The organism is Streptomyces sp. NBC_00057 (genome assembly GCF_045041165.1).
In the GTDB taxonomy this organism is placed as follows: Bacteria; Actinomycetota; Actinomycetes; order Streptomycetales; family Streptomycetaceae; genus Streptomyces.
Window position 1 is genome coordinate 6,735,856 of the sequence record NZ_CP108256.1, and the last position, 26,643, is coordinate 6,762,498.

At 71.3% G+C, this 26,643-nt stretch carries 23 protein-coding genes; 15 read left to right on the plus strand and 8 right to left on the minus strand.

The annotated features are described in order from the left end of the window. The first annotated feature begins 25 nt into the window (after positions 1-25). A complete protein-coding gene (locus tag OG953_RS31725; protein WP_405688647.1) occupies positions 26-1,270 on the plus strand; it encodes an MFS transporter in 1,245 nt (414 codons plus the stop codon). A gap of 16 nt (positions 1,271-1,286) precedes the next feature. On the opposite strand, the gene OG953_RS31730 is transcribed toward OG953_RS31725, so the two are convergent. Next, complete coding sequence (locus OG953_RS31730; RefSeq protein WP_405688649.1) at positions 1,287-1,919, minus strand: TIGR03085 family metal-binding protein; 633 nt, start codon at positions 1,917-1,919, stop codon at positions 1,287-1,289. Between the two features lie 84 nt (positions 1,920-2,003). On the opposite strand from OG953_RS31730, the gene hisI reads away from it, so the two are divergent. From hisI to lgt, 11 genes are all read left to right on the plus strand, one after another. Beyond that, entirely contained in the window at positions 2,004-2,387 is a 384-nt protein-coding gene (gene hisI / locus OG953_RS31735) for a phosphoribosyl-AMP cyclohydrolase (RefSeq protein WP_405688650.1), read from the plus strand. Between the two features lie 11 nt (positions 2,388-2,398). After that, complete coding sequence (locus OG953_RS31740) at positions 2,399-3,892, plus strand: anthranilate synthase component I (RefSeq protein ID WP_405688651.1); 1,494 nt, start codon at positions 2,399-2,401, stop codon at positions 3,890-3,892. Between the two features lie 14 nt (positions 3,893-3,906). Then, positions 3,907-4,566 (plus strand): TIGR02234 family membrane protein, encoded by a 660-nt coding sequence (locus OG953_RS31745; protein WP_405688652.1) that lies wholly within the window; start codon positions 3,907-3,909, stop codon positions 4,564-4,566. A gap of 128 nt (positions 4,567-4,694) precedes the next feature. After that, the gene (locus OG953_RS31750) at positions 4,695-4,946 is read left to right on the plus strand and encodes an HGxxPAAW family protein (protein ID WP_405688653.1); all 252 of its coding nucleotides are present in this window, start codon (positions 4,695-4,697) and stop codon (positions 4,944-4,946) included. A gap of 76 nt (positions 4,947-5,022) precedes the next feature. Beyond that, positions 5,023-5,505: a DUF2752 domain-containing protein gene (locus OG953_RS31755; protein ID WP_405688655.1), complete on the plus strand. Its 483-nt coding sequence runs from the start codon at positions 5,023-5,025 to the stop codon at positions 5,503-5,505. A 115-nt stretch (positions 5,506-5,620) separates the two neighbouring features. Continuing rightward, positions 5,621-6,430: an indole-3-glycerol phosphate synthase TrpC gene (gene trpC, locus OG953_RS31760; RefSeq protein WP_405688656.1), complete on the plus strand. Its 810-nt coding sequence runs from the start codon at positions 5,621-5,623 to the stop codon at positions 6,428-6,430. An 8-nt stretch (positions 6,431-6,438) separates the two neighbouring features. Continuing rightward, positions 6,439-6,657 carry a tryptophan biosynthesis modulator TrpM gene (trpM, locus tag OG953_RS31765; protein ID WP_405688657.1) on the plus strand — a complete coding sequence of 73 codons (219 nt, stop codon included), beginning with the start codon at positions 6,439-6,441 and terminating at the stop codon, positions 6,655-6,657. 136 nt (positions 6,658-6,793) lie between these two features. Then, on the plus strand, positions 6,794-8,074 hold the full coding sequence (trpB, locus tag OG953_RS31770) for a tryptophan synthase subunit beta (RefSeq protein WP_405688658.1): 1,281 nt from the start codon (positions 6,794-6,796) through the stop codon (positions 8,072-8,074). Next, positions 8,071-8,883, plus strand: coding sequence for a tryptophan synthase subunit alpha (gene trpA, locus OG953_RS31775; RefSeq protein WP_093895626.1), 813 nt, complete (start codon positions 8,071-8,073; stop codon positions 8,881-8,883). The genes trpB and trpA overlap by 4 nt, the downstream gene beginning before the upstream one ends. A 75-nt stretch (positions 8,884-8,958) precedes the next feature. After that, a complete protein-coding gene (locus OG953_RS31780; RefSeq protein ID WP_405688659.1) occupies positions 8,959-9,786 on the plus strand; it encodes a thioredoxin domain-containing protein in 828 nt (275 codons plus the stop codon). A gap of 98 nt (positions 9,787-9,884) precedes the next feature. Next, positions 9,885-10,865, plus strand: coding sequence for a prolipoprotein diacylglyceryl transferase (gene lgt / locus OG953_RS31785; RefSeq protein ID WP_405688660.1), 981 nt, complete (start codon positions 9,885-9,887; stop codon positions 10,863-10,865). A gap of 293 nt (positions 10,866-11,158) precedes the next feature. On the opposite strand, the gene OG953_RS31790 is transcribed toward lgt, so the two are convergent. The 7 genes from OG953_RS31790 to OG953_RS31820 are packed head-to-tail and all read right to left on the minus strand — an operon-like array spanning position 11,159 to position 19,044. Further along, complete coding sequence (locus tag OG953_RS31790; protein ID WP_405688661.1) at positions 11,159-11,977, minus strand: HpcH/HpaI aldolase/citrate lyase family protein; 819 nt, start codon at positions 11,975-11,977, stop codon at positions 11,159-11,161. Beyond that, positions 11,974-13,173: a CaiB/BaiF CoA transferase family protein gene (locus OG953_RS31795; protein ID WP_405688662.1), complete on the minus strand. Its 1,200-nt coding sequence runs from the start codon at positions 13,171-13,173 to the stop codon at positions 11,974-11,976. The genes OG953_RS31790 and OG953_RS31795 overlap by 4 nt, the downstream gene beginning before the upstream one ends. Then, the gene (rbsK, locus tag OG953_RS31800; protein WP_405688663.1) at positions 13,170-14,054 is read right to left on the minus strand and encodes a ribokinase; all 885 of its coding nucleotides are present in this window, start codon (positions 14,052-14,054) and stop codon (positions 13,170-13,172) included. Before rbsK ends, OG953_RS31795 begins: the two co-directional genes overlap by 4 nt. Then, positions 14,051-15,424, minus strand: coding sequence for an ADP-ribosylglycohydrolase family protein (locus OG953_RS31805; protein ID WP_405688664.1), 1,374 nt, complete (start codon positions 15,422-15,424; stop codon positions 14,051-14,053). Before OG953_RS31805 ends, rbsK begins: the two co-directional genes overlap by 4 nt. Then, positions 15,421-16,599 (minus strand): ADP-ribosylglycohydrolase family protein, encoded by a 1,179-nt coding sequence (locus OG953_RS31810; RefSeq protein ID WP_405692172.1) that lies wholly within the window; start codon positions 16,597-16,599, stop codon positions 15,421-15,423. The genes OG953_RS31805 and OG953_RS31810 overlap by 4 nt, the downstream gene beginning before the upstream one ends. Continuing rightward, the gene (locus OG953_RS31815; RefSeq protein WP_405688665.1) at positions 16,553-17,842 is read right to left on the minus strand and encodes an ADP-ribosylglycohydrolase family protein; all 1,290 of its coding nucleotides are present in this window, start codon (positions 17,840-17,842) and stop codon (positions 16,553-16,555) included. Before OG953_RS31815 ends, OG953_RS31810 begins: the two co-directional genes overlap by 47 nt. Next, a complete protein-coding gene (locus tag OG953_RS31820) occupies positions 17,842-19,044 on the minus strand; it encodes an ADP-ribosylglycohydrolase family protein (RefSeq protein WP_405688666.1) in 1,203 nt (400 codons plus the stop codon). The genes OG953_RS31815 and OG953_RS31820 overlap by 1 nt, the downstream gene beginning before the upstream one ends. A gap of 264 nt (positions 19,045-19,308) precedes the next feature. Between OG953_RS31820 and OG953_RS31825 the strand changes: the two genes are divergently transcribed. The 3 genes from OG953_RS31825 to OG953_RS31835 all read left to right on the plus strand — a co-directional run bounded on the left by OG953_RS31825 (position 19,309) and on the right by OG953_RS31835 (position 26,531). Continuing rightward, positions 19,309-20,043, plus strand: coding sequence for a VIT1/CCC1 transporter family protein (locus OG953_RS31825; RefSeq protein ID WP_405688667.1), 735 nt, complete (start codon positions 19,309-19,311; stop codon positions 20,041-20,043). A 439-nt stretch (positions 20,044-20,482) separates the two neighbouring features. Beyond that, entirely contained in the window at positions 20,483-25,078 is a 4,596-nt protein-coding gene (gene gltB / locus OG953_RS31830; RefSeq protein ID WP_405688668.1) for a glutamate synthase large subunit, read from the plus strand. Further along, a complete protein-coding gene (locus OG953_RS31835; protein WP_405688669.1) occupies positions 25,071-26,531 on the plus strand; it encodes a glutamate synthase subunit beta in 1,461 nt (486 codons plus the stop codon). Before gltB ends, OG953_RS31835 begins: the two co-directional genes overlap by 8 nt. The last annotated feature ends 112 nt before the right edge of the window (positions 26,532-26,643 follow it).

Genomic DNA, 26,643 nt, shown 5'->3' on the forward strand with positions numbered 1-26,643 from the left:
CCTGCGCCCCGAGAGGACGACCCTCATGACCGTCACCGTCACAGCCACGAAAGCTCCCGAACGCCCCGCCCATCGCGACGGCAACGTCCTGCGCTGGCTCGGTGCCTACACCGCTTCGATGATCGGCGACAGCGTCTACTACATGGCGCTCGCCTGGGCCGCCGCCCGCAGCGGCAGCGCCACCCAGGCCGGACTCGTCCTCGCCGTCGGCTCCATACCCAGGGCCCTGCTGATGCTCGGCGGGGGAGTGCTCGCCGACCGGATCGGTCCGCGCCGCGTCGTCATCGGCAGCGACGCCGCCCGCTGCCTGGTCGTCCTGGGCCTGGCGGGCGCGCTGCTGCTCACCTCGCCCGCCGTGTGGATGCTGATCGCCGTCGCGCTCGTCTTCGGCGTGGTCGACGCCCTCTTCCTGCCCGCCGTCGGCGCGCTGCCGCCCCGGATCACCGCCGCCGGACAGCTGGCCCGCGTCCAGGGGCTGCGCGGACTCGCCTCCCGTACCGCCAATGTCGTCGGAGCCCCGCTCGGCGGCGTCGCGGTGGCCGTCGGCGGCCCGAGGCTCGCGTTCGCCGCAGCCGGGGTGCTCTTCGCCGTATCGCTGCCGCTGCTCCTGTCCCTGCGGATCAGTCCGTTACCCGCCCGGGAGACTGCCCAACCCTCCGGCACCGCCTGGCACGATCTGACCGACGGGCTGCGTCACATCCGCCGTCACCCGGTGCTCGGACCGCTGATGCTCGCCGTTGCCCTCAGCGAACTGGGCTTCGCGGGGCCGCTCAACCTCGGACTGATCCTGCTCGTCCGCGAGCGCGGCTGGGGGGCGTCCGGCATGGGCTGGATCGTCGCCGCGTTCGGCATCGGTGCCGGCGCGTCGGCCCTGCTGCTCGCCGTGCGCGGCCGGGTTCCACGGGCCGGGCTCGTGATGTGCCTGACGATGCTGATCGGCGCAGTCGCCATAGCGGCCCTGGCCCACGTCCCCTCGGTGGGCCTCGCCATCGCCGTCGCCGTCTGCATCGGGCTCTTCGCCGGCCTCGGCGGCTCCCTGTGCGGCGCCCTGATTCAGACCGTCACCGACCCCGCCTACCTGGGCCGGGTCACCTCGGTCTCGACGCTCTTCACCCATGCGATCGCACCGCTCAGCTATCCGGTCACGGGAGCCGCCGTCGCCGCCTGGGGAACGGGCCCGGTCTTCGTCACCAGTGCTGCGGTGTGCGCGGCGGGGGCGACGGCCGGTCTGGCCTTCACCCGGCTGCGCCGCGCGGAACTTCCCCGCTGACCCGGACTCGTCGGCCCTACATCCCCAGCTCCGCCGTGTGCAGCCGGGCCACCGCCTCCTTGTCGCCCTCGAGGTCCACCGTCGCCGCGTCCTGCCGGCCGAATGCGAAGAGCAGCAACTCGCCCGGCTCGCCGGTGACCGTCACCACCGGGGTGCCCTTGTGCGCCACCGCCGTCTGGCCGTCCGGGCGGCGCAGCACCAGCCCCACCGGGGATTTGCGGCCCAGCAGCCGGGCCGTCTTCTCGGCGCGCGACCAGAGCACATCGGCGAAGACCGGGTCCAAGTCCCGCCGCGACCAGTCCGGCTGGGCCCGGCGCACATCCTCCGCATGGATGTAGAACTCGATGGTGTTGGCTGCCTCGTCGACCTGCTTCACGGCGTACGGGGAGAACCTCGGCGGTCCCGTACGGATCAGCTGGATCAGCTCCTCGTACGGCTTCGAGGCGAATTCGGCCTGCACCCGCTCAAGACGGTTCTTGAGCGCGCCCAGCAGAATCCCGCCCGCCGCGTCCGGCCGGCGCTCGCGGACCACCACATGGGCGGCCAGGTCCCGGGCCGTCCAGCCGTGGCACAGGGTCGGGGCTTCCGGTCCCGCCGCCTCCAACAGGTCGGCGAGCAGAAGTCGTTCACGCTTCGCATGGGTCGACATGCTCGCCAGCGTACGACCGCCGCAAGCGGTCCGCCCAGTGAACGCTGCACGCAATTGCTCCCGCGGCCACGGCACAATGGGCGCATGACCAGCGCGCCAACGCCCAGCACTCCGCCGCCGTCCGGCAACCTCGACCCGGCCATCGCCGCTCGCCTCAAGCGCGGTGCCGACGGCCTCGTCCCGGTCATCGCCCAGCAGTACGACACCGGTGAGGTGCTGATGCTGGGCTGGATGGACGACGAGGCCCTGCACCGCACCCTCACCACTGGCCGCTGCACCTACTGGTCCCGCAGCCGTCAGGAGTACTGGGTCAAGGGCGACACCTCGGGCCACATCCAGCAGGTCAAGTCCGTCGCCCTCGACTGCGACGCCGACACCGTCCTCGTCAAGGTCGACCAGACGGGTGCCGCCTGCCACACCGGCGACCGCACCTGCTTCGACGCAGACGTCCTCCCGCTCGCTCAGTAGGGTCAGCCGTCATGGATCTCGATACCTTCCGCAAGCTGGCCGTCGACCGGCGCGTCATCCCCGTCAGCCGCCGGCTCCTCGCGGACGGCGACACCCCGGTCGGGCTCTACCGCAAACTCGCGGGCGAGCGCACCGGCACCTTCCTCCTCGAATCCGCGGAGAACGGCCGCACCTGGTCGCGCTACTCCTTCATCGGGGTACGCAGTGCCGCCACCCTCACCGCACGCGACGGACAGGCCCACTGGCTGGGCACCCCGCCCGTCGGCGTTCCCGGCGACGGCGACCCGCTGCAGGCCCTGCGCGCCACCATCGAGACCCTGCACACCCCGCACGACCTGGTCGTCGACGAGGGGCTGCCCCCGTTCACCGGCGGCATGGTCGGCTACCTGGGTTACGACATCGTGCGCCGCCTGGAGAAGATCGGCGACAGCGTCGAGGACGACCTCCACGTTCCCGAGCTGACCATGCTGCTCACCTCGGACCTGGCCGTACTCGACCACTGGGACGGCAGCGTCCTGCTGATCGCCAACGCGATCAACCACAACGACCTCGCGACCGGCGTCGACGAGGCGTACGCGGACGCCGTCGCCCGTCTCGACGCCATGGAGCAGGACCTCTCGCGTCCCGTCGAGAACGCCCCCGCCGCCCTCCCGCCGTCCGAGCTCCCCCCGTACACCGCGCTGTGGGGCGGCAAGGCGTACCAGGATGCCGTCGAGGATGTGAAGGAACGCATCAGGGCCGGCGAGGCCTTCCAGGTCGTCCCCTCCCAGCGCTTCGAAACCCCGTGCACGGCAAGCGCGTTGGACGTCTACCGGGTGCTGCGCGCCACCAACCCGTCGCCGTACATGTACCTCTTCCGCTTCGACGGCTTCGACGTCGCGGGCTCCAGTCCGGAAGCCCTCGTCAAGGTCGAGGGCGGACGCGCCATGGTCCACCCGATCGCCGGTACCAGGCATCGCGGCGCCACTCCGCAGGAGGACCAGGCGCTCGCCGACGAACTCCTCGCCGACCCGAAGGAACGCGCCGAGCATCTGATGCTCGTCGATCTCGGCCGCAACGACCTGGGGCGGGTCTGCGAACCCGGCAGCGTCGAGGTCGTCGACTTCATGTCGATCGAGCGGTACTCGCACGTGATGCACATCGTCTCCACCGTCACCGGCCGCGTCGCCGAGGGCCGCACCGCCTTCGACGTCCTCACCGCGTGCTTCCCCGCGGGCACCCTCTCCGGCGCTCCCAAGCCCCGCGCGATGCAGATCATCGAGGAGCTCGAACCGACCCGCCGCGGACTGTACGGAGGCTGCGTCGGCTACCTCGACTTCGCCGGGGACTCCGACACCGCCATCGCGATCCGGACCGCCCTGCTCCGCGACGGCACGGCGTATGTCCAGGCCGGAGCAGGTGTCGTCGCCGACTCCGACCCGGTCGCCGAGGACACCGAGTGCCGCAACAAGGCCGCCGCGGTGCTCCGTGCGGTGCATACGGCCAACCGGCTCCGCGGAGCATGAGGCGGTAAGGGATAGTGGAGTACGTGAGCGCTGTCCCCGTACCCCAGCCCCGTGCCCGAGCCGCCACCGCGTCCGACGTCGCGGGAAGCCGCCGCAGCCTGGCCGCCGGCCTGCTCCTCGGGGCGGCCGGCGCCACCGTCGTCCTGCTCGCCTCCGGCCAGACGTGGGCCGAGGGCCGGGCGGCCGTCGGTGGCGGCACCCTGCCGCTGACCGCCGACGGCCAGGACGTCACCGGTCTTCCGGCAGCCCTCGCCGTAGTCGGCCTGGCCGCCCTCGTCGCCGTCTTCGCCGTCCGCAGCGGCGCGCGGCTGATCGTCGCCGGGCTCCTCGCCCTCAGCGGCCTCGGTGCCGGGCTGAGCGCCTACCTCGGCGGTTCCGACAGCTCGGCGCTCGACGAGAAGGCCGCGCAGACCACCGGCGACGCCTCGGCGACCATCGAGGCCCTCAGCCACACCGTGTGGCCCTACGTCACCGCAGCCGGCGGCCTGCTGATCCTGCTCGCCGGGCTGCTCGCCCTTCGGTACGGGAAGCTCTGGCCCACCATGTCGGGACGGTACGAACGGGACGGCACCCCCCGCCCCCGCAAGGCCGCCCGCACCGCCCCGGACCCGGACCGGCCCGAGGACCTGTGGAAGGCCCTGGACCGCGGCGAGGACCCGACGCGCGAGGCATGACCCCCGGCTCACGTCGCACCCGCACGTACGGGACAATGAGGCTGAGCTTTCTGCACAAGCGGCACCAACAGCGGCACCAGCTTTGCGTACAGCGATACCAACAGCGCATCACCAACAAGGAGCAACTCATGGCGGGCAGCAGCCACGGACACACCCCGGCCGCCTGGACCGGTGTCATCATCTCCTTCATCGGCTTCTGCGTCGCAGGCGTCTTCATTGTCGCGGCCAACCCGCTCGGCTTCTGGGCCGGAATGGCGGTCATCTTCATCGGCGGGATTGTCGGTCTCGCGATGAAGGCCGCCGGCCTCGGCATGCCGAAGGAGTCCGCCGAGATGGCCGCGGCCAGGGCGCGGGCCGGACAGGCTCAGATCTCCTCCTGACCCCGGTCGGACCCATCGTGCGAGGCGCAGCCCGGGCCGGGCTGCGCCGTTCCGTGTGACCGGGGACAATCACCGGGTGGACGCCTCGCCTTCTCCCGCAGCCGCACCGGGCCCGCCCGGTCACCCGCCCGTGCCGGTCTTCCCGCCCGCGCCCCTGCCCCGGTCGGCTGTCCGGCGGCTCGCCACCCCGGTGGGAGTCATGGCCGCCGTCATCGGGGCGTTCGGCTACGTCGGTGCCGTCGACCCCAATCAGCCGGGCCACTACCCGGTCTGCCCACTGCTCCGGTTCACCGGCCTGTACTGCCCGGGCTGCGGCGGGCTGCGCAGTGCCCACGCCGTCGCGCACGGCGACATCGCCGCTGCCCTCGGCTCCAATGCGCTCGCCGTCGTCGGCTATGGGATCTTCGCCGTCCTCTGGGTGGTCTGGATGGCCCGCGCCTCCCGGGGCAGGCCCATGAGCATCGCCGCGAAGCCCGTCGTCTGGTGGGGGATCGGGGCCGTGCTGCTGATCTTCTCGGTCGTCCGGAATCTGCCGGTCGGATCGGTGCTGGCGCCTTGAATGCCCAGGTAATGGGACATTCGGTGACTGGATTCGGGCCCTTTGGCCTCCTGCGGATAGCATTGACATGGCTGATCCTGTTCCCTCATCACCGTCCCGGAAGGGGGCCGCTCGCGTGAGTGTGCTCGACGAGATCATCGATGGCGTACGCGCCGACCTCGCAGAGCGGCAGGCGCGTGTCAGCCTCGACGAGCTGAAGGAACGCGCGGCGCGCGCTCCTGCGGCCAAGGACGGAGTCGCCGCCCTGCGCGGCGAGGGCGTGACCGTCATCTGCGAGGTCAAGCGCTCAAGCCCCTCCAAGGGGGCACTTGCCGCGATCGCCGACCCGGCCGCGCTCGCCGCGGACTACGAGGCGGGCGGCGCGTCCGTCATCTCGGTCCTCACCGAGGAGCGCCGCTTCGGCGGTTCCCTCGCCGACCTGGAGGCCGTCCGCGCCAAGGTCGACATCCCGGTCCTGCGCAAGGACTTCATCGTCACCTCGTACCAGCTCTGGGAGGCCCGCGCCTACGGCGCCGACCTCGCCCTGCTGATCGTCGCCGCCCTCGACCAGGAGGCCCTGGTCTCCCTGATCGAGCGCGCCGAGTCCATCGGCCTGACGCCGCTGGTCGAGGCGCACGACGAGGAGGAGGCGGAACGAGCCGTGGACGCCGGAGCGAAGATCATCGGTGTCAACGCGCGCAACCTGAAGGACCTCAAGGTCGACCGCTCCACCTTCGAGCGTGTCGCCCCCGAGATTCCGGCGGGCATCGTCAAGGTCGCCGAGTCCGGCGTCCGCGGCCCGCACGACCTCATTGCCTATGCCAACGCCGGCGCCGACGCCGTACTCGTCGGCGAGTCCCTGGTCACCGGCCGCGACCCGCGGGCCGCTGTCGCCGACCTGGTCGCCGCGGGCGCCCACCCGGCCCTCCGGCACGGACGGGGCTGACCCGCACCATGTCCGCCGCCCGTCCCGTGCCCCGCGCCCGGCCGCGCCTGCGCCTGGCCGTGGTGACGGCTGCCCGGGACCCGCACGCGCCGCTGGCGCGCGGCTGCCGCCCCCGCGGCTGCCGCGCCCCCGCCCGGCGCGTGCACGGCAGGCGCGTGCGGTACGTGATCGGCGACGAGCCCGGCCAGGTCAACGGCATGCGATGGCGCACGGGGTCCGCGCTGTAGCGAGCCCCGGCCGACGTACCCGCACCACTCCTGTCGTACGTACGACCGCACTGCCCGACCGCTCCCGGTCGCGGCGGCGCTCCGCTCACGGCGCATACGGTGAACCCACCCATTGCAATGTCGAGGAGTACGTCGGATGTCATCTGACTTCTTCATTCCGGACCCGGAGGGTCTGATTCCCAGCGCCGAGGGGTACTTCGGTGCGTTCGGCGGCAAGTTCATCCCGGAGGCGCTCGTCGCCGCCGTGGACGAGGTCGCCGTCGAGTACGACAAGGCCAAGGCCGACCCGGCCTTCGCCGCCGAGCTCAACGAGCTCATGGTCAACTACACCGGCCGCCCCAGCGCGCTGACCGAGGTCCCGCGCTTCGCCGAGCACGCGGGCGGCGCCCGGATCTTCCTCAAGCGCGAGGACCTGAACCACACCGGCTCGCACAAGATCAACAACGTGCTGGGGCAGGCGCTGCTCACCAAGCGCATGGGCAAGACCCGGGTCATCGCCGAGACCGGCGCCGGCCAGCACGGCGTCGCCACCGCGACCGCCTGCGCGCTCTTCGGCCTCGAATGCACGATCTACATGGGTGAGATCGACACCGAGCGGCAGGCGCTGAACGTGGCGCGGATGCGGATGCTCGGCGCCGAGGTCATCGCCGTGAGGTCCGGCTCCAGGACCCTGAAGGACGCCATCAATGAGGCGTTCCGCGACTGGGTCGCCAATGTGGACCACACGCACTACCTCTTCGGCACCGTCGCCGGACCGCACCCCTTCCCCGTCATGGTCCGCGACTTCCACCGCGTCATCGGCGTCGAGGCCCGCCGCCAGATCCTGGAGCGCACCGGCCGGCTGCCGGACGCCGCCATCGCCTGTGTCGGCGGCGGCTCCAACGCCATCGGGCTCTTCCACGCCTTCATCCCGGACGCGCACGTCCGGCTGATCGGCTGCGAGCCCGCCGGACACGGTGTGGAGACCGGCGAGCACGCGGCGACCCTGACCGCGGGCGAGCCCGGCATCCTGCACGGCTCGCGCAGTTACGTCCTCCAGGACGACGAGGGTCAGATCACCGAGCCGTACTCCATCTCGGCCGGCCTCGACTACCCGGGCATCGGCCCGGAGCACGCGTACCTCAAGGACATCGGCCGCGGCGAGTACCGCGCGGTCACCGACGACGCCGCCATGCAGTCGCTGCGCCTCCTCTCCCGTACCGAAGGGATCATTCCGGCCATCGAGAGCGCCCACGCGCTGGCCGGAGCCCTGGAGGTCGGGAAGGAGCTCGGCAAGGACGGACTGCTCGTGGTCAATCTGTCCGGCCGCGGCGACAAGGACATGGACACGGCAGCCCGCTACTTCGGGCTGTACGACGCGACCGACGGGGTCGTCGAGGCCGACGTGGCCGACGGGGAAGAGGAGGTCACCAGGTGAGCGGCAATGTGGAGTTGTTGAGTTCGTCCCTCGCACAGGCGAAGGCGGAGAACAGGGCCGCGCTCATCGCGTACCTCCCGGCCGGCTTCCCGACCGTCGACGGCGCGATCGCCGCCGTGAAGGCGGTCGTGGCGGGCGGTGCGGACATCGTCGAGGTGGGGCTGCCGCACAGCGACCCGGTGCTCGACGGCCCGGTCATCCAGACCGCCGACGACATCGCCCTGCGCGGCGGTGTGAAGATCGCCGACGTGATGCGTACGGTCCGCGAGGCGTACGAGGCGACCGGTGTCCCGATCCTCGTCATGACGTACTGGAACCCGATCGACCGGTACGGCGTCGAGCGCTTCACGGCCGAGCTCGCCGAGGCGGGCGGCGCCGGGTGCATCCTGCCCGACCTGCCGGTCCAGGAGTCCGAACTGTGGCGCGAACACGCTGACAAGCACGGTCTCGCGACCGTCTTCGTCGTCGCGCCGAGCAGCAAGGACGAGCGTCTCGCCACCATCACCGCGGTCGGCTCCGGTTTCGTGTACGCGGCCTCGCTGATGGGTGTCACGGGCACCCGCGAGTCCGTCGGCGAGCAGGCCCAGGACCTGGTCGCGCGCACCCGCGCCACCACGTCCCTCCCGGTCTGCGTCGGACTCGGCGTCTCCAACGCCCGACAGGCCGCCGAGGTCGCGGGCTTCGCCGACGGGGTGATCGTCGGCTCGGCCTTCGTCAAGGGCATGCTCGACGCCCCCGACGAGGAGGCGGGCCTGGCCGCGGTCCGCTCCCTGGCGGGCGAACTCGCCGAAGGCGTTCGAAAGCGCTGAAACGGGTGTAATCCAAATGGGTGGACCTGGACCCGGGGAGGCACGCACGTGCCTCCCCGGGTCGTTGCTGCGGGTGTGAGCGAGAAGAACGAACAGGGAAAAAGGGCCGCGCGAGACCGGCTCGTCCAGCAGCGGGAGCGCCAGAAGGCGCGCGAGCGACGCAGGCGCATGCTGATCGTCGGCGGTGGCCTGGTGGGTGTGCTGGCGCTGGCCGCCGTCGTCGGCGTGATCGCCGCGAACACGGGCGACAACGGCAGCAAGAGCAAGACGGCGGGCCCCGCCGTCGCGCCGTCCGGTGCGACCGGCAAGGACAGCCTGGCCATCCAGGTCGGCGCGGACAACGCCCCGTCCACACTCGCCATCTGGGAAGACTTCCGCTGCCCGGTCTGCGCCCAGTTCGAGAACGCGTTCCGGGACACCATCCACCAGTTGGAGAAGACCGGACAGATCAAGGTCGAGTACCACCTCGCCACGATCATCGACGGCAATCTCGGCGGCAGCGGCTCGCTGCGGGCGGCCAACGCCGCGGCCTGTGCACAGGACGTCGGCAAGTTCTCCGCGTACCACGACGTCCTCTACCGCAACCAGCCGCAGGAGTCCGTCGACGCCTTCGCCGACAACGCCAAGCTGATCAAGCTCGCCGGGAAGGTCCCGGGACTCGACACCGCCGCCTTCCGCGGCTGTGTGGAGGACGGCAAGCACGACAGCTGGGTCCAGAAGTCCAACACGGCGTTCCTGAAGGGCGGATTCGAGGGCACGCCGACCGCGTTGCTCAACGGCGAGTCGATCTTCCCGAAGAAGGGGAACGAACCGATCACCGCGGCCAACCTGAAGAAGTGGGTCGCCGAGGCCAACAAGGGCAAGAAGCCGGGCACGGTCACCCCGGCACCGTCGGGCTCCTGAGCGTGTCCGACAGGGGGAACAGATGACCTTCCCGTTACCCAGACGTTGCCGGGTGGGTTGCCGTACGCCCCACCCGGCAGGGTAGCGTCGACCCTGCCATGAACCTTGCCTACATTCCCAGCCCGTCGACCGGTGTGATCTATCTCGGCCCGATCCCGCTCCGCGGCTACGCGTTCTGCATCATCATCGGTGTCTTCCTCGCCGTCTGGCTCGGCAACAAGCGCTGGATCGCCCGGGGCGGCAGAGCCGGCACCGTTGCCGACATCGCCGTCTGGGCCGTGCCCTTCGGCCTTGTCGGCGGCCGGCTCTACCACGTCATCACCGACTACCAGCTGTACTTCGGCGAGGGTAAGAACTGGGTCGACGCCTTCAAGATCTGGGAGGGCGGCCTCGGTATCTGGGGTGCGATCGCGCTCGGCGCCGTCGGCGCCTGGATCGGCTGCCGCCGCCGCGGGATCCCGCTGCCCGCCCTGGCCGACGCGCTCGCCCCCGGCATCGTCCTGGCCCAGGCCTGCGGCCGCTGGGGCAACTGGTTCAACCAGGAGCTGTACGGCAAGCCGACCGATCTGCCGTGGGCGCTGGAGATCAGTGAGGGCCCCAACCGGGTCGCCGGTACGTACCACCCGACGTTCCTGTACGAGTCGCTGTGGTGCATCGGCGTCGCCCTGCTGGTGATCTGGGCGGACCGCCGCTTCAGGCTCGGACACGGCCGGGCGTTCGCGCTGTACGTCGCCGCGTACTGCTCCGGACGGGTCTGGATCGAGTACTTGCGGGTCGACGAGGCCCACCACATCCTGGGCCTGCGCCTGAATGTGTGGACTGCGCTGATCGTGCTCGTGCTGGCGGTGACGTACATGGTGATCTCGGCGAAGGTACGGCCGGGGCGCGAGGAGATCGTGGAACCGAACGCGGTGGACGCCGAAGACGGCGAGGGCGCGGAGGGCGGTGACGCCGCGGGTGACGCGGACGGTGCCGTTGCGCCTGATGCGGACGCGGACGGTGGCGCCGGGCACGCCGAGGACAGTGCCGCGGAGGCGCCGGAGAAGAACAGCACCGCGGAGGCGACGAAGAACGGCTGAGCCGTGTGCACGTGCAGGTGGGGGCCCTGAACCGTCTGGTTCGGGGCCCCACGTTCTGCGCCGGCCTGCGGCCGAGAGCGTGTCCTCAATCTCCCCCATGGCCTCAAGGGCATGGGAGGAGCCCCTCGACGGGCTTGATTTCGGCCTCGCGCCATCGGTGTTCGCGGTCGCCGGGCGGATGGATCAAACCCGCGCCTGTACTCGAACGCCGGGTGGGCGAAGTCGAGCCCGTCCGGCGATCGAGGACGGAACCGTCAGGCGGGTGGGCCCCGCGCCGGAACCCGTCCAGCACCTCACCCGTCACCCCGCCTCTGTGCCAGCGCCAGCGTGCGGCGGGCCGATGCCACTACCGCCGCGTCGACGAACCGGCCGTCGGGGAGAGCCAGCGCGCCCTCGTCCGTCACGGCAGCCGCCACGATCTCCTTCGCCGCCTCGACCTCCTGTGCCGTCGGGCGGAACGCCCGCTCGATGACCGGGAGCTGGCGGGGATGGATCGCCGCCCGGCCCAGGAAACCCAGCGCCCGGCCATGCGCGCAGGACGCCCGGAGGCTGTCCAGGTCCCGTACGTCCGGGAACACCGACTGGGTGGGCGGCGCGAGCCCGGCCGCGCGGGCGGCGACCACGACCCGGCTGCGCGACCAGTCGAGCCCGGCGTCCTCCCGTACCCCCAGATCGGCCCGGAGGTCCGCCTCGCCCAGTGCGATGGAGCGGACCTGGGGATGGGAGGCGGCGACCGTGTACGCGTGCTCGATGCCGAGCGCCGATTCCAGCAGCGGACAGAGCGCGACCCCCGGTGCCACAGCCGCGATGTGATGGACGGACGCCGCATGCGTGATCTTCGGCAGCCGGAGTTCGGCGAGGCCCGGCAGCCCGGCCAGGGCGAGGACGTCCGCCTCGGTGTGGACCCGGACATGGATCGGCACTGCCGTCTCCTCGACCGCCTCGGCCAGGAGCTCGGCGGTGGCGGACCGTGCGTACTCCTTACGGTCCGGCGCGACCGCGTCCTCCAGATCGACGATCACCACATCCGCTCCCGATTCGCGCGCCTTGCGCACCACCTCGGGCCGGTCCCCGGGAACGTACAGCAAGGTGAGGGGGACCGTCGCCGTCACAGGACGTGCTCCGCCCGCAGCGCGGCGATCTCCGGGCCCGACAGACCCAGCCCGGTGAGGATCTCGTCGGTGTCCGCACCGTGCGGCCGGCCCGCCCAGCGGATCGCGCCCGGTGTCCCCGAGAGACGGAACAGGACGTTCTGCATCCGCAGCGGCCCCAGCTCCGGGTCGTCGACCTCGGTGATGGAGTCCAGAGCCCGGTACTGCGGGTCCTCCATCACGTCCCGGATGTCGTGGATGGGTGCGATCGCCGCCTCCGCCTTCTCGAACGCGGAGACCGCGTCCTCACGGGTGTGCCGGGCGATCCAGTTGCCGACCGCATCGTCGAGCTCGTCGGAGTGCTCGGCGCGGGTGGTGCCGGAGCCGAACCAGGGTTCGTCGATCAGCTCGGCCCGGCCGACCAGATGCATGACCCGTTCGGCGATCGACTGCGCGGAGGTGGATACGGCCACCCAGTGCCCGTCCGATGTGCGGTACGTATTGCGCGGGGCGTTGTTCCGGGAGCGATTGCCGGTGCGCGGTTGTACGTAGCCGAGCTGGTCGTACCAGACCGGCTGCGGGCCGAGCACCGTCAGGATCGGCTCGATGATCGCCATGTCGACGATCTGCCCCTCCCCGGTCCTGTCGCGTCCGGCGAGTGCGGCCATCACGGCGTACGCGGTGGCCAGCGCCGCGATCGAGTCGGCGAGCCCGAACGGTGGCAGCGTGGGCGGCCCGTCCGGTTCTCCGGTGATCGCGGCGAATCCACTCATCGCCTCGGCCAGCGTGCCGAAACCGGGGCGGTGCGCGTACGGGCCGAACTGGCCGAAGCCGGTGACCCTGGCCAGCACCAGCCGCGGGTTGACGGCGTGCAGTTCCGCCCAGCCGAGGCCCCAGCGCTCCAGCGTCCCGGGCCGGAAGTTCTCGATGATCACATCGGTCCCGGCGGCCAGCCGGAGCAGGATGTCGCGCCCGCCGGGGCTGGACAGATCGAGGGTCAGATTGCGCTTGTTGCGGCCGAGCAGCTTCCACCACAGGCCGACGCCGTCCTTCGTGGGGCCGTGCCCGCGCGACGGATCGGGCTTGCGCGGATGCTCGACCTTGATCACCTCGGCGCCGAAGTCGCCGAGCATGGTGGCGGAGAGGGGGCCTGCGAAGAGCGTGGCGAGGTCGATGACCCGCAGTCCGGTCAGAGGCGCCTGCGCAGTCGCGTTCATGCGGCGTCGATCTCGCTGCGGTACGGCATGGAGGTCGAGGCGCCGGGCCTCTGTACACAGAGCGCGGCGGCGGACGACGCCCAGGCCAGTGACTCCGGTACGGGCCGTCGCTCGCCGAGGGCCACGGCGAGCGTGCCGACGAAGGTGTCCCCGGCCCCGGTGGTGTCGACGGCGGTGACCTCGGGAGCGGGGAAGAGGATGGGTTCGCTGCCCCGGGCCGCGTAGAGGCAGCCCTTCGAGCCGACGGTGACGACGACCGCCGGGACCTGGCTGAGCAGGATCTGCGCTGCCGCATGGGGATCCGCGGAGCCGGTGAGCTCGGCCGCCTCGTGCTCGTTGGGGATCAGCAGATCGACGCAGTCGAGGAGTTCGGAAGGCAGGGGCTGTACGGGGGAGGGGGTGAGGATGGTCCGTACGCCCTGGGCGTGGCCCACCCGCGCGCCCTCCAGCACGGCGGGCAGCGGCAGCTCCAGCTGGAGGAGCAGCAGATCGGCTCCGGCGATGGCGGCCATTTCACCGGGGCCGAGAGCGGTGACGGTGCCGTTGGCGCCGGGGATCACCACGATGGAGTTGGAGCCCATGTCGTCGACGACGATGTGCGCGGTGCCGCTGGGGCCTTCCGCGGTGTGCAGCAGATCGGTGTCGACGCCGGCGTGCTCCAGGTTGGACCGCAGCAGGGTGCCGTACTCGTCGTCGCCGACCGCGCCGATCATCATCACCTCGCCGCCCGCACGGGCGGCGGCGACGGCCTGGTTGGCGCCCTTGCCGCCGGGGATGGTGCGCAGCTCCCGTCCGGTGACGGTCTCTCCGCGCTCCGGAGCCCGTGCGACGTATGCGACAAGGTTCATATTGGTGCTGCCGAGCACCGCGATGCCGGTCATGGGCGGAGTGCCTCCTTGTGGGTGAGCCGGTGGGTCTGTTCGGCGAGTGCGTCGAAGCCGATGGCGTCGAAACCCGGGACGGATGTGGCGAGGCGGTTCTTCAGCGGGGCGGTCCAGTGGGCCGGGAGCGCTGTGGGCCGCCCCGCCAACAGACCGGCGAGCGAACCGGCAGTCGCTCCGTTCGAGTCGGTGTCCCAACCACCCGACACGGCACGGCAGATGGAGTCGGAGAAGTCGCCGTCGGCGTGGGTGAGGGCGGCGGCGAGCAGTGCGGCATTGGGCAGCACATGGACCCAGTGGTAGCTGCCGTACTCGGCGTGCAGCCGGTCGGCCACCGCGTCGAAGCCGCTCTCGCCGCGGGCCGCCCCGACACCGAAACGCACCGCGTGCGCGAACCGTGAACGCGGCGGGACCACACGCAGCCCGGCGGCCAGAGCGCCGTGCACATCACTCTCACCGCCGGCCGCCTCGGCGAGCGCCGCAGCGGTGAACATCGCCCCGTACACCCCGTTGGCGGTGTGGGTGAGGACGGCGTCCCGGTGCGCCTGCTCCGCCGCGGCCGACGGGTCGCCCGGATGCGTCCAGCCGTGCACATCGGCCCGGATCCGGGCACCGATCCACTCCCGGAACGGGTTGCGGTACCTGGCGGTGTGCGGGGGCTCGATCCCGTCGAGCAGGTTGCGGTACGCGACTCGCTCGGCGGTGAACGTCCGGCCGGCCGGGAGTTCGTCGAGCCAGAGCCGGGCGAGATCGCAGGTGGTGAAGGACGGGCCGTACCGCTGGAGCAACAACACAGTCAGCAGGGGGTAGTTGAGGTCGTCGTCTTCCGGCATACCGTCGATGTTCTCGGCCAGGGAGGTGTGTGCGGAGCGTCGGTTCCAGGGGTAGGTGGCGGCCAGTTCGGCGGGCAGCCCCTTGGCGGTGAACCAGGTGGCCAGCGGCCAGTTGCCGGTGGCGCGCGCCAGTGCGCGAATGCCGGCGAGCGGCAGTTTCTCGACGGGTTTGCCGAGCAGACAGCCGGCGGCCCGGCCCAGCCAGGCGGCGTGCAGGCGGTCCTGACTCACCGGCGGCAAGTCCGCGCGGGGAACCGGCCAGTTGGGGCATGCGGCCCGGATCGCGGTCAGCTCCGTCGGCTCGTCAGCCTCCAACGGTGATTCCAGCAGGGTGAGTTCGTCGAGCAGCCGTTCGGCCAGTGCGCGCAGCTCGGGTGCCGCAGGGGTCGACGCGCCCGCGCGCTCCGGGGCGGGGGCGCCGCCCGCCTCGTACCACCGGCGCGCGATGGCCCGCGCGTCCCGGCCGTCCTCGGCCGCCTGGCGCAGTTCGTGCCCGACCAGGTCCTCGGGCTGCACCCACGTCACCCGTACCTTCATGGCGTACCCACCAGTGCGGCGAACGCCGACTCGTGCGCGCGGCGCCGGGCCGTGTCCCGTGCGAACACGTTGCGGGAGACGTCGGCCAGGGTCCGCGCGGGGGCGTGCAGATCGAGTCGGCTGGCCTCGGCGACCGTCCTCACCCAGGTGGCGGGGATCGCCCGCTCACCGTGGAGCGCGCCCGCGATCGCGCCGCTCATCGTGGCGATCGAGTCGCAGTCCCGGCCGTAATTGACCGAGCCGAGGACCGCGTGCCGGTAGTCGCCGTCCGCGACCAGCAGCATGCCGAGCGCGATCGGGAGTTCCTCGATGGAGTGCAGCCGGGACGGCCGGCGGGCGCCGAGGGAAGGGGCGCGGTAGTCGGGGCCGACGGTGTCGAAGCGCGCGACGGCGGTACGCAGCGGGGTCAGGGCCGACTCGAAGTCGCGGTGCCGTACGGCCACTTCGCACACTGCCTCGATGGCGGCACGCGTCCCGTCCTTGGCGAGCGACAGACAGGTGTCGACGACGGTGGCGGGCGTCGCGTCCGGGGCGCAGGCGGCGGCGACGGCCGCCGCGAAGACTCCGGCCGCCTCCCTGCCGTACGAGGACTGATGGGCACCGGCGACATCCAGCGCCTCGGCGTACGCGGCCTGCGGGTGGGCGGCGTTGACCAGCCCGACCGGTGCCATGTACATCGCCGCACCGCAGTTGACGATGTTTCCGGAGCCCGCCTCGCGCGGATCGACATGCCCGTAGTGCAGCCGCGCGACGATCCACTTCTCGGCGAGGAAGATCCGCTGGAGCGGCAGCGCGTCGGCCTCCAGTTCCGGGATCCAGCGGGGGGTGGAGATCAGCTCCGGCACGAGATGGTCGGCGACCGCGTACGCGTCGAGATGGTCGCGCACGGCGCCGTACACCCGCACCAGCGCATGGGTCATCAAGGTGTCGTCGGTGACGTGTCCGTCGCCCTTGTGGTATGGGGCGATGGGGCGGGCGGTACGCCAGTCGTCGCCGTCCCACGGGCCGACGATGCCGCTGATCCGCCCGCCGTGGCGTGCCGCGATCTGCTCGGGGGACCGGCCCTCGACCGGACCGCCGAGCGCGTCGCCGACCGCGGCGCCGACGAGCGCTCCCGTGATCCGTTCATCAAGTGTGAGTGCCGTGGTCTTCGCCTCGGACCACATGGGCGTCATGGATGTCATGTCCGAATTGTCCACCCGCGGGCTTCGGTTCCGTGTCTGCCAGCAGCCCGGCGAGTTCGATGAGATCGGTCCCCGCGAGTCGGGGCAGCGCACACCCCGCCAGGGTGCGGCAGGCCTCGCGCCAGCCGTCCGGGAGAGCGCCGATGCCGCCGAGCGCACCGGTCAGAGCGCCAGCCAGCGCGGGCGCCGAGTCGGCCACCCGCGACAGGCATGCCGCCGCGGGAATGGCCTGGGCGATCTGGCCGCGGGCCGCGGTGGCCAGGGCGAGGGCGACCGGGACGGTCTCGGCGGCGGCGATCCCGTAGCTGTAGACGTGGTCCACGATCTGATGCTCCAGCACCGGTACGAGGGCGAACGCGCCGGCCGCCTCGCCGACGAAGTCGCGGGCGATCCGGACGGCGTGGGCGGCGTTGCGGGCGATCTCCGTGCCATCGGGGAGCTGGGCGAGCGCGGCGTTCACAGCGGTGTCCACGTCCGCACCGCCCAGGGCCTCGGCGATCGCGGCCGCCATCGCGCGGGCACCGTGCACACCGTCGCCGTCCTGGGTGTAGCGGGCGTCGAACTCGGCGAGGTCGGCGGCTGCGGCGGGGTCCGCGGGGTGGACGACGGCGAGCACGGCTGCCCGTACGCAGGCCGCGTCGTCGAAGTAGTGCGGATTGTCGTGCCCGGTGGCGGGCGGGCGCAGCCCGGCGGCGAGATTGCCGAGCCCGGCCCGTACCGAGATCCGGGCGCGCAGGGGGAGCACCGCGGACTCGACCTCGGGGGCACGGGCGGCAGCCGCGGCGACCTCGGCCGCCAGAGCGGTCCAGGCGACATCGACGGCGGCCCGCATCCGGCGTTCGGGGGACAGCCCATGCAGTGGACCGGCAGCCGAGGTGAGCACGGTCCCGGCAGCGAACGCCGCCCATTCGGCGTCGTCGGAGGGCCCGAGGCGCAGGGGTTCGGGCGGCTGGTTGAGCGCGATGGGTACGGGCAGCGTGGTCGTGGCGTTCTGCTCGGCGAAGGTGTCGAGCTCCCGGGTGAGGCGCCGGGTCCACTCGGGCATCCGGGCGGCCCGGTGCCGCGCGGCCGGCCACCCGGCGGCGTCCCCGGAGGCGAGCCCGAGCAACAGCCCCTCGATCCGGGCCCTGTGCCCGGGGGCGGGACGGGTACGGATACGGGAGGCGGCGGTGCGGGGGGTTTCGTGCGGGGCGTCCCGGTGAGGGTCTTCCTGAGTGCCGCGCTCGGTGGTCATCACTCCACCACCGTTCCGCCCGTGGTGGGGGAGGCGGCGGACGGGGCGCCGGGCTGCGCGTACTCGGCGCCGGTGTTCCGCGCCGGGTCGCCCTCCGGCGTACCGGCGTCGTTCCGCGCCTCCTTGCACACCTCGTCCGCGTCGTCCGGGGTGAGCAACTCCGCGATGTCCAGGACGTGGTAGCCCCGCATCGACGGCAGGCAGCTGCCCCGGACCGGGCCGATCGCCTCCCCCCAGTGCCGCGGAATCGCGGACGCCCCGTGCAGGGCGCCGGCCAGGGCCCCCGCCACCGCGGCCGTCGTGTCCGCGTCGCGGCCCATGTTGACCGCGGTCAGCACCGCCGTACGGAAGTCGCCGCGCGCTGCCGCGAACGCGCCGAAGGCCAGGCCGACCGCCTCGGGCGCCAGGTCCGTCCACGGATAGCCGCCGACGACAACCGCGGAGCGCACCGCGCGTTCCCTGGTGAGCCGGTCGGGGTACGTGCGCTGTGCGGCCGCCACCGCGCGCCGCAGCGAGCGCGCTGTCCAGGAGTCCATGGGAACGACGGACAGCGCGGCGGCGATCACCGACGCGACCCCGGCACCCGCCATCGCAGCGGCCACCCCGGCCGCCACCGCCTGGCCGCCGTAGATGCCCTCACCGTCATGGCTGACCCGTCCGTCCACCGCGACCAGCCGTGCCGCCTCGTCCGGCCGGCCCGCCGCGAAGACGCCGAACGGCGCCGCCCGCATCGCCAGGCCGTCACTCCAGGCATGCCGGTGCTGGGCGGAGATCGGGGCGGCGAGGCCCCGGCGCAGATTCTCCAGCGTGCCCCGCTCACTGAACCCGGCGCCGCGGAACGGCCCCTCGTCCAGGTCGGCGATCCACAGATGCCAGGCCCGCTCCACATGGGTGACGGTCAGTGCCGAACCGTGCCGGGCGAGCAGCAGCCCGGAGAAGATCGCGTACTCCGTGTCGTCCGTACCCGCAGGGTCGTCGCTCACGAAGCCCTCGATCCGGCCCCAGCGACGACGGATCTCGGACGGCCGCAGATTCTCCGCCGGTGCGCCCAGCGCGTCACCGACCGCGAGACCGAGCAGGGAGCCCCGGGCCCGGTCGCCCAGGTTTCCCCGCGACACCTCGCCCCGGTCCGTGCCGCCCCGTACCGCCGCCTCCGTACCGCCCGTCCGCAGCTCTGCCGGATTTCCTGCAATCAACTCCATCGCGTCGACCCTTCGCTCACACCGAGCCAGTTCTCGTACCTGCTCGATCTGTGCCACGCGGAGCCCCGACAGAGGCCGATAATCGCAACAAAAGGGCCAGTCGGATGACGGCTCAGAGGCAGTGAGCCAGGCCGTACTTACCTGGTCACAGGGGCAGGTAAGTACGGCCTGCCTTGCTGGCGGGGGGCCTTTTTCGTGCGTACTTTCGATGGTGTTGAGCGGGGGCGGAGCGCGTGAAACCCGCTGCCGGAGAAGGGGAGAGCTGTGTCCATCATCGAGACCGACGCCGTACTGCACGCGGCGCACCGCGACAACCACAGCCACCGCGATGTGAACGGCGGCTGGCTGCGCCCGGCGGTGTTCGGCGCCATGGACGGGCTGGTCTCCAACCTCGCGCTGATGACCGGCGTCGCGGGCGGTGCCGTCTCCCAGCAGACGATTGTGATCACCGGTCTGGCGGGCCTGGCCGCCGGTGCGTTCTCCATGGCGGCGGGCGAATACACCTCCGTCGCCTCGCAGCGCGAGCTCGTCGAGGCCGAACTCGACGTCGAGCGGCGCGAGTTGCGCAAGCATCCCAAGGACGAGGAGCGGGAGCTCGCCGAGCTCTACGAGTCCCGTGGCGTCGAGCCCGGGCTCGCCCGCGAGGTCGCACGGCAGCTGTCGCGCGACCCGGAGCAGGCCCTGGAGATCCACGCCCGCGAGGAGCTCGGCATCGACCCGGGCGATCTGCCCTCGCCGCTCGTCGCCGCCGTGTCGTCGTTCGGCGCGTTCGCGTTGGGGGCCCTGCTGCCCGTACTGCCGTATCTGCTCGGTGCGAGTGCGCTGTGGCCGGCCGTGCTGCTCGCGCTGGTCGGGCTGTTCGCCTGCGGTGCGGTGGTGGCCAGGGTGACGGCGCGCAGCTGGCTGTACAGCGGGCTGCGTCAGCTGGTGCTGGGCGGGGCCGCGGCGGCGATCACCTACGGTCTGGGCACGCTGTTCGGTGTGGCCGTCGGAAGCTAGGGCTCTTCGGCAAGAGCGTGACTTCGGGCCCGTCCGGCTGAAGGCTTTGTCCTTCAGATGCCGGACGGGCCTAACGCGTCCGCCATTCGTGTGACGTACGTCTAGGCGTCCGCCCCTGGGCGGGCGGCTTCGCCCGGCGTAAAATGAGTCTCTATACAAAGCTGCGCATAATTAGCCGTTACCTGGCGGTTTCGTTTCCTTTGCCGCTGGGCATGAGCCGTAGACACCGCAGGCAACGACGCCTGCTCTCTGCGGTCCCCCCTCCGGGCGCCGATCCTCCGACTGCGACCCACCCTCACCGCCTCACGCGGTGTCCGCATGTTGGAACGGGCTATCCGCTTCTTGAGAAGCGCCCCATCATGTAACCCGCACGAAATTTCGCAGAGGGCCAACGTCGTCCCTCGGCACTGCATATGCCACGACGACGACGGGAGAGCCGATGCGTACCGACGCCTGGTCGCCCATGGACGGTCGCCCCGCCCAGCAGGGGATGTACGACCCCCGTAACGAGCACGACGCCTGTGGCGTCGGGTTCGTGGCCACTCTGACCGGTGTGGCCAGCCATGAGCTGGTCGAGCAGGCGCTGACCGTACTGCGCAACCTCGAACACCGCGGTGCCACCGGATCCGAGCCCGACTCCGGCGACGGCGCCGGAATCCTCCTCCAGGTCCCGGACGCCTTCCTCCGCGACGAGGTCGCCTTCGACCTCCCCGAGGCCGGTGCCTACGCCGTCGGAATCGCCTTCCTGCCCGCGGACGACTCCACCGAGGCCGTCCGGAAGCTGGAGAAGATCTCCGTCGAGGAGGGCCTCAAGGTCCTCGGCTGGCGCGAGGTCCCGGTCGCTCCGGACATCCTCGGCAACGGCGCCCGCGCCACCATGCCCGAGTTCCGCCAGCTCTTCGTCGCAGGGGGCACCTCCCGGACGGAGTCTGGGGGAGGCGAGAGCACCGGCATCGCGCTCGACCGCAAGGCCTTCGTACTGCGCAAGCGCGCCGAGCGGGAGGCCGGGGTGTACTTCCCCTCGCTGTCCGCCCGCACGATCGTCTACAAGGGCATGCTCACCACGGGGCAGCTGGAGCCGTTCTTCCCGGACCTCTCCGACCGCCGTTTCGCCACCGCCGTCGCACTGGTCCACTCGCGCTTCTCCACGAACACCTTCCCGAGCTGGCCGCTCGCCCACCCGTACCGCTTCGTCGCGCACAACGGCGAGATCAACACGGTCAAGGGCAACCGCAACTGGATGAAGGCCCGCGAGTCCCAGCTCGCCTCCAGCCTCTTCGGGGCTGCGCAGCTGGACCGGATCTTCCCCGTCTGCACCCCGGACGCCTCCGACTCCGCCTCCTTCGACGAGGTCCTGGAGCTGCTCCACCTCGGTGGCCGCTCGCTGCCGCACTCGGTGCTGATGATGGTCCCCGAGGCGTGGGAGAGCCCCGAATCGATGAACGCCATGGACCCGGCCCGGCGCGCCTTCTACCAGTACCACTCCACGATGATGGAGCCCTGGGACGGCCCGGCCTGCGTCACCTTCACCGACGGCACCCAGGTCGGCGCGGTCCTGGACCGCAACGGTCTGCGCCCCGGCCGCTACTGGGTCACCGACGACGGCCTCGTCGTGCTCTCCTCGGAGGTCGGTGTCCTGGACATCGCCCCCGCGAAGGTCGTCCGCAAGGGCCGCCTCCAGCCCGGCAGGATGTTCCTCGTCGACACTGCCGAGGGCCGCATCATCGAGGACGACGAGATCAAGGCGGGCCTCGCCGCCGAGCAGCCGTACCAGGAGTGGCTGGAGGCCGGCGAGATCGAGCTGGAGGACCTCCCCGAGCGGGAGCACATCGTGCACACGCACGCCTCCGTCACCCGCCGCCAGCAGACCTTCGGCTACACCGAGGAAGAGCTCCGCGTCATCCTCGCGCCGATGGCCCGCACCGCCGGCGAGCCGCTCGGCTCCATGGGCACGGACTCGCCGATCGCCGCACTCTCCGAGCGTCCGCGGCTGCTCTTCGACTACTTCACCCAGCTGTTCGCGCAGGTCACCAACCCGCCGCTGGACGCCATCCGCGAGGAGCTCGTCACCTCGCTGCGCTCCACGCTCGGCCCCCAGGGCAACCTGCTGGAGCCGACCGCCGCGTCGTGCCGCAGCGTCACGCTGCCGTTCCCGGTGATCGACAACGACGAGCTGGCCAAGCTGATACACATCAATGCCGACGGCGACATGCCGGGCATGAAGGCCGCCACGCTCTCCGGTCTCTACCGGGTCGGCGGCAGCGGTGAGGCCCTCGCCGCCCGGATCGAGCAGATCTGTACCGAGGTCGACGCCGCCATAGAGGACGGCGCCCGTCTGGTCGTCCTGTCCGACCGGCACTCCGACGCCGAGCACGCGCCGATCCCGTCGCTGCTGCTCACCTCGGCCGTCCACCACCACCTCATCCGCACCAAGCAGCGCACCCAGGTGGGTCTGCTGGTCGAGGCCGGAGACGTCCGCGAGGTCCACCACGTCGCGCTGCTGATCGGTTACGGCGCCGCCGCGGTCAACCCGTACCTGGCGATGGAGTCCGTCGAGGACCTGGTCCGTGCCGGTACGTTCATCGAGGGCATCGAGCCCGAGAAGGCCATCCGGAACCTGATCTACGCGCTCGGCAAGGGCGTCCTGAAGGTCATGTCCAAGATGGGCATCTCGACCGTCGCCTCCTACCGCGGTGCCCAGGTCTTCGAGGCCGTCGGCCTGGACGAGGACTTCGTCGCGAAGTACTTCAACGGCACCGCGACCAAGATCGGCGGCGCCGGACTCGACGTCGTCGCCAAGGAGGTCGCCGCCCGGCACGCCAAGGGCTACCCCACCTCCGGCATCTCCGCCTCGCACCGCGCGCTGGAGATCGGCGGCGAGTACCAGTGGCGCCGCGAGGGCGAGCCGCACCTGTTCGACCCGGAGACGGTCTTCCGCCTCCAGCACGCCACGCGCAACAAGCGGTACGACATCTTCAAGAAGTACACGGACCGGGTGAACGAGCAGTCCGAGCGCCTGATGACGCTGCGTGGCCTGTTCGGCTTCACGTCGGACCGCGAGGCGATCCCGGTCGACGAGGTCGAGCCCGTCTCCGAGATCGTCAAGCGGTTCTCCACCGGCGCCATGTCCTACGGCTCGATCTCCCGCGAGGCGCACGAGACCCTCGCCATCGCCATGAACCAGCTGGGCGGCAAGTCCAACACCGGTGAGGGCGGCGAGGACGCGGACCGGCTCCACGACCCGGCACGCCGCTCGTCCATCAAGCAGGTCGCCTCCGGCCGCTTCGGTGTGACCAGCGAGTACCTGGTCAACGCGGACGACATCCAGATCAAGATGGCGCAGGGCGCCAAGCCCGGAGAGGGCGGCCAGCTGCCCGGCCACAAGGTCTACCCGTGGGTCGCCAAGACCCGGCACTCCACCCCGGGTGTCGGTCTGATCTCCCCGCCGCCGCACCACGACATCTACTCCATCGAGGACCTGGCTCAGCTGATCCACGACCTCAAGAACGCCAACCCCGCGGCCCGCATCCACGTGAAGCTGGTCTCCGAGGTCGGCGTCGGCACGGTCGCCGCGGGTGTCTCCAAGGCGCACGCGGATGTCGTCCTGATCTCCGGCCATGACGGCGGAACGGGCGCCTCCCCGCTCACCTCGCTGAAGCACGCGGGTGGCCCCTGGGAGCTCGGCCTCGCCGAGACCCAGCAGACCCTGCTGCTCAACGGCCTGCGCGACCGTATCGTCGTGCAGACCGACGGCCAGCTGAAGACCGGCCGCGACGTCATCATCGCCGCGCTGCTGGGCGCCGAGGAGTTCGGTTTCGCGACCGCGCCGCTCGTCGTCTCCGGCTGCGTCATGATGCGCGTCTGCCACCTCGACACCTGCCCGGTCGGCATCGCCACCCAGAACCCGGTCCTGCGGAGTCGGTTCTCCGGCAAGGCCGAGTACGTCGTCAACTTCTTCGAGTTCATCGCTAGGGAAGTCCGTGAGCTCCTCGCCGAGCTGGGCTTCCGTACGATCGAAGAGGCCGTCGGCCACGCCGAGCTGCTCGACACCGACCGTGCGATCACGCACTGGAAGGCGCAGGGCCTCGACCTGGAGCCGCTGTTCTACGTTCCCGAGCTGCCCGAAGGTGCCGTCCGGCACCAGCTGGTCGAGCAGGACCACGGTCTCGCCAAGGCCCTCGACAACGAGCTGATCAAGCTCGCCGCCGACGCCCTGAACGCGGAGAGCGCCGAGGCCGCCCAGCCGGTCCGGGCCCAGATCGCGATCCGGAACATCAACCGGACCGTCGGCACCATGCTCGGCCACGAGGTGACGAAGAAGTTCGGCGGCGCCGGTCTGCCGCAGGACACCATCGACATCACCTTCACCGGCTCCGCCGGCCAGTCGTTCGGCGCGTTCCTGCCGAGCGGTGTGACGCTGCGCCTGGAGGGCGACGCCAACGACTACGTCGGCAAGGGCCTCTCCGGCGGCCGCGTCATCGTCCGCCCGGACCGCGGCGCCGACCACCTCGCCGAGTACTCCACCATCGCGGGCAACACCATCGCCTACGGCGCGACCGGCGGCGAGCTGTTCCTGCGCGGCCGGAGCGGCGAGCGGTTCTGCGTCCGCAACTCCGGCGCGACCGTCGTCTCGGAAGGCGTGGGCGACCACGGCTGCGAGTACATGACCGGCGGCCACGCCGTCGTCCTCGGCGAGACCGGACGCAACTTCGCCGCAGGTATGTCGGGCGGTGTCGCGTACGTCATCGACCTGGACCGCGACAACGTCAACGTCGGCAACCTCGACGCGATCGAGGCCCTCTTGGACACCGACAAGCAGTGGCTGCACGATGTGGTGCGCCGCCACCAGGAGGAGACCGGTTCCACGGTCGCCGAGAAGCTGCTTGCCGAGTGGGACACCGCGGTGGCCCGCTTCAGCAAGATCATCCCGTCCACCTACAAGGCAGTGCTCGCCGCCAAGGACGCCGCTGAGCTCGCCGGTCTCTCCGAACAGGAGACCACCGAGAAGATGATGGAGGCGGCGACCAATGGCTGACCCCAAGGGCTTCCTGACCACCGGGCGCGAGGTCGCCGAGACCCGCCCCGCGGGCGAGCGCGTCAAGGACTGGAACGAGGTCTACGTTCCGGGCTCGCTGCTCCCGATCATCAGCAAGCAGGCCGGCCGCTGCATGGACTGCGGCATCCCGTTCTGCCACAACGGCTGCCCGCTCGGAAACCTCATCCCCGAGTGGAACGACTACGCCTACCGCGAGGACTGGACTGCGGCGTCCGAGCGCCTGCACGCCACGAACAACTTCCCGGAGTTCACCGGGCGGCTCTGCCCGGCCCCGTGCGAGTCGGCGTGTGTGCTCGGCATCAACCAGCCGGCCGTCACCATCAAGAACGTCGAAGTCTCCATCATCGACAAGGCGTGGGACAGCGGCGACGTCACCCCGCAGCCGCCCGAGCGGCTCTCCGGCAAGACCGTCGCCGTCATCGGCTCGGGCCCGGCGGGTCTCGCCGCGGCCCAGCAGCTGACCCGGGCCGGCCACACGGTCGCCGTCTTCGAGCGCGCGGACCGCATCGGAGGTCTTCTCCGGTACGGCATCCCCGAGTTCAAGATGGAGAAGTCGCACATCAACCGCCGCATCGAGCAGATGCGCGCGGAAGGTACCAAGTTCCGTACGGAAGTGGAGATCGGCAAGGACATCGACGCTGCCAAGCTCCGCCGCCGGTACGACGCGGTCGTCATCGCCGCCGGTGCCACCGTCTCCCGCGATCTGCCCGTCCCGGGCCGTGAGCTGAACGGCGTGCACTTCGCCATGGAGTACCTGCCGCTCGCCAACAAGGTGCAGGAGGGCGACCTGACGGTCTCCCCGATCACCGCCGAGGGCAGGCACGTCGTCGTCATCGGCGGAGGAGACACCGGCGCCGACTGCGTCGGCACCGCCCACCGCCAGGGCGCGCTCTCCGTCACCCAGCTGGAGATCATGCCCCGGCCGGGCGAGGACCGTAACGCCAACCAGCCCTGGCCGACCTTCCCGATGCTCTACAAGGTCACCTCCGCGCACGAGGAGGGCGGCGAGAGGGTCTACTCCGTCTCCACTACCCACTTCGAGGGCGATGAGCACGGCAACGTCCAGGCCCTGCACCTGGTCGAGGTGGAGTTCAAGGACGGCAAGCCGGCGCAGAAGCCCGGCACCGAGCGGAAGATCCCCGCACAGCTGGTCACCCTCGCGATGGGCTTCACGGGCACCGACCAGTCCAACGGCCTGGTCCAGCAGTTCGGCCTGGAGCTCGACGAGCGCGGCAATGTCGCGCGCGACGCGGACTACGCCACCAACGTCGACGGAGTCTTCGTCGCCGGTGACGCGGGCCGTGGCCAGTCCCTCATCGTGTGGGCCATCGCCGAGGGCCGCTCCGCGGCACGCGGTGTGGACCGCTTCCTGACCGGAGCCAGCGCACTGCCGGCCCCGATCCGCCCGACGGACCGTGCTCTGATGGCCTGATCACGGCACACACAGACGTCCCGTACAAAGGCGTACGGAACTGAACGCGGCGCCTGCCCGTCCCCGACCGGACGATTCGGCAGGCGCCGTGGCGCGTCCGGGGCCGGTCGGG

Excerpts from the sequence above, each read along its gene's own strand:
- OG953_RS31805 (WP_405688664.1), bottom strand. The coding sequence starts at position 15,424 with ATGAAGGTACGGGTGACGTGGGTGCAGCCCGAGGACCTGGTCGGGCAC.
- lgt (WP_405688660.1), top strand. The coding sequence starts at position 9,885 with ATGAACCTTGCCTACATTCCCAGCCCGTCGACCGGTGTGATCTATCTC.
- OG953_RS31740 (WP_405688651.1), top strand. The coding sequence starts at position 2,399 with ATGGATCTCGATACCTTCCGCAAGCTGGCCGTCGACCGGCGCGTCATC.
- trpM (WP_405688657.1), top strand. The coding sequence starts at position 6,439 with ATGTCCGCCGCCCGTCCCGTGCCCCGCGCCCGGCCGCGCCTGCGCCTG.
- OG953_RS31815 (WP_405688665.1), bottom strand. The coding sequence starts at position 17,842 with ATGACCACCGAGCGCGGCACTCAGGAAGACCCTCACCGGGACGCCCCG.
- gltB (WP_405688668.1), top strand. The coding sequence starts at position 20,483 with ATGCGTACCGACGCCTGGTCGCCCATGGACGGTCGCCCCGCCCAGCAG.
- OG953_RS31820 (WP_405688666.1), bottom strand. The coding sequence starts at position 19,044 with ATGGAGTTGATTGCAGGAAATCCGGCAGAGCTGCGGACGGGCGGTACG.
- OG953_RS31725 (WP_405688647.1), top strand. The coding sequence starts at position 26 with ATGACCGTCACCGTCACAGCCACGAAAGCTCCCGAACGCCCCGCCCAT.
- OG953_RS31835 (WP_405688669.1), top strand. The coding sequence starts at position 25,071 with ATGGCTGACCCCAAGGGCTTCCTGACCACCGGGCGCGAGGTCGCCGAG.
- rbsK (WP_405688663.1), bottom strand. The coding sequence starts at position 14,054 with ATGACCGGCATCGCGGTGCTCGGCAGCACCAATATGAACCTTGTCGCA.
- trpB (WP_405688658.1), top strand. The coding sequence starts at position 6,794 with ATGTCATCTGACTTCTTCATTCCGGACCCGGAGGGTCTGATTCCCAGC.
- OG953_RS31810 (WP_405692172.1), bottom strand. The coding sequence starts at position 16,599 with ATGACGCCCATGTGGTCCGAGGCGAAGACCACGGCACTCACACTTGAT.
- OG953_RS31795 (WP_405688662.1), bottom strand. The coding sequence starts at position 13,173 with ATGAACGCGACTGCGCAGGCGCCTCTGACCGGACTGCGGGTCATCGAC.
- OG953_RS31750 (WP_405688653.1), top strand. The coding sequence starts at position 4,695 with ATGGCGGGCAGCAGCCACGGACACACCCCGGCCGCCTGGACCGGTGTC.
- OG953_RS31730 (WP_405688649.1), bottom strand. The coding sequence starts at position 1,919 with ATGTCGACCCATGCGAAGCGTGAACGACTTCTGCTCGCCGACCTGTTG.
- hisI (WP_405688650.1), top strand. The coding sequence starts at position 2,004 with ATGACCAGCGCGCCAACGCCCAGCACTCCGCCGCCGTCCGGCAACCTC.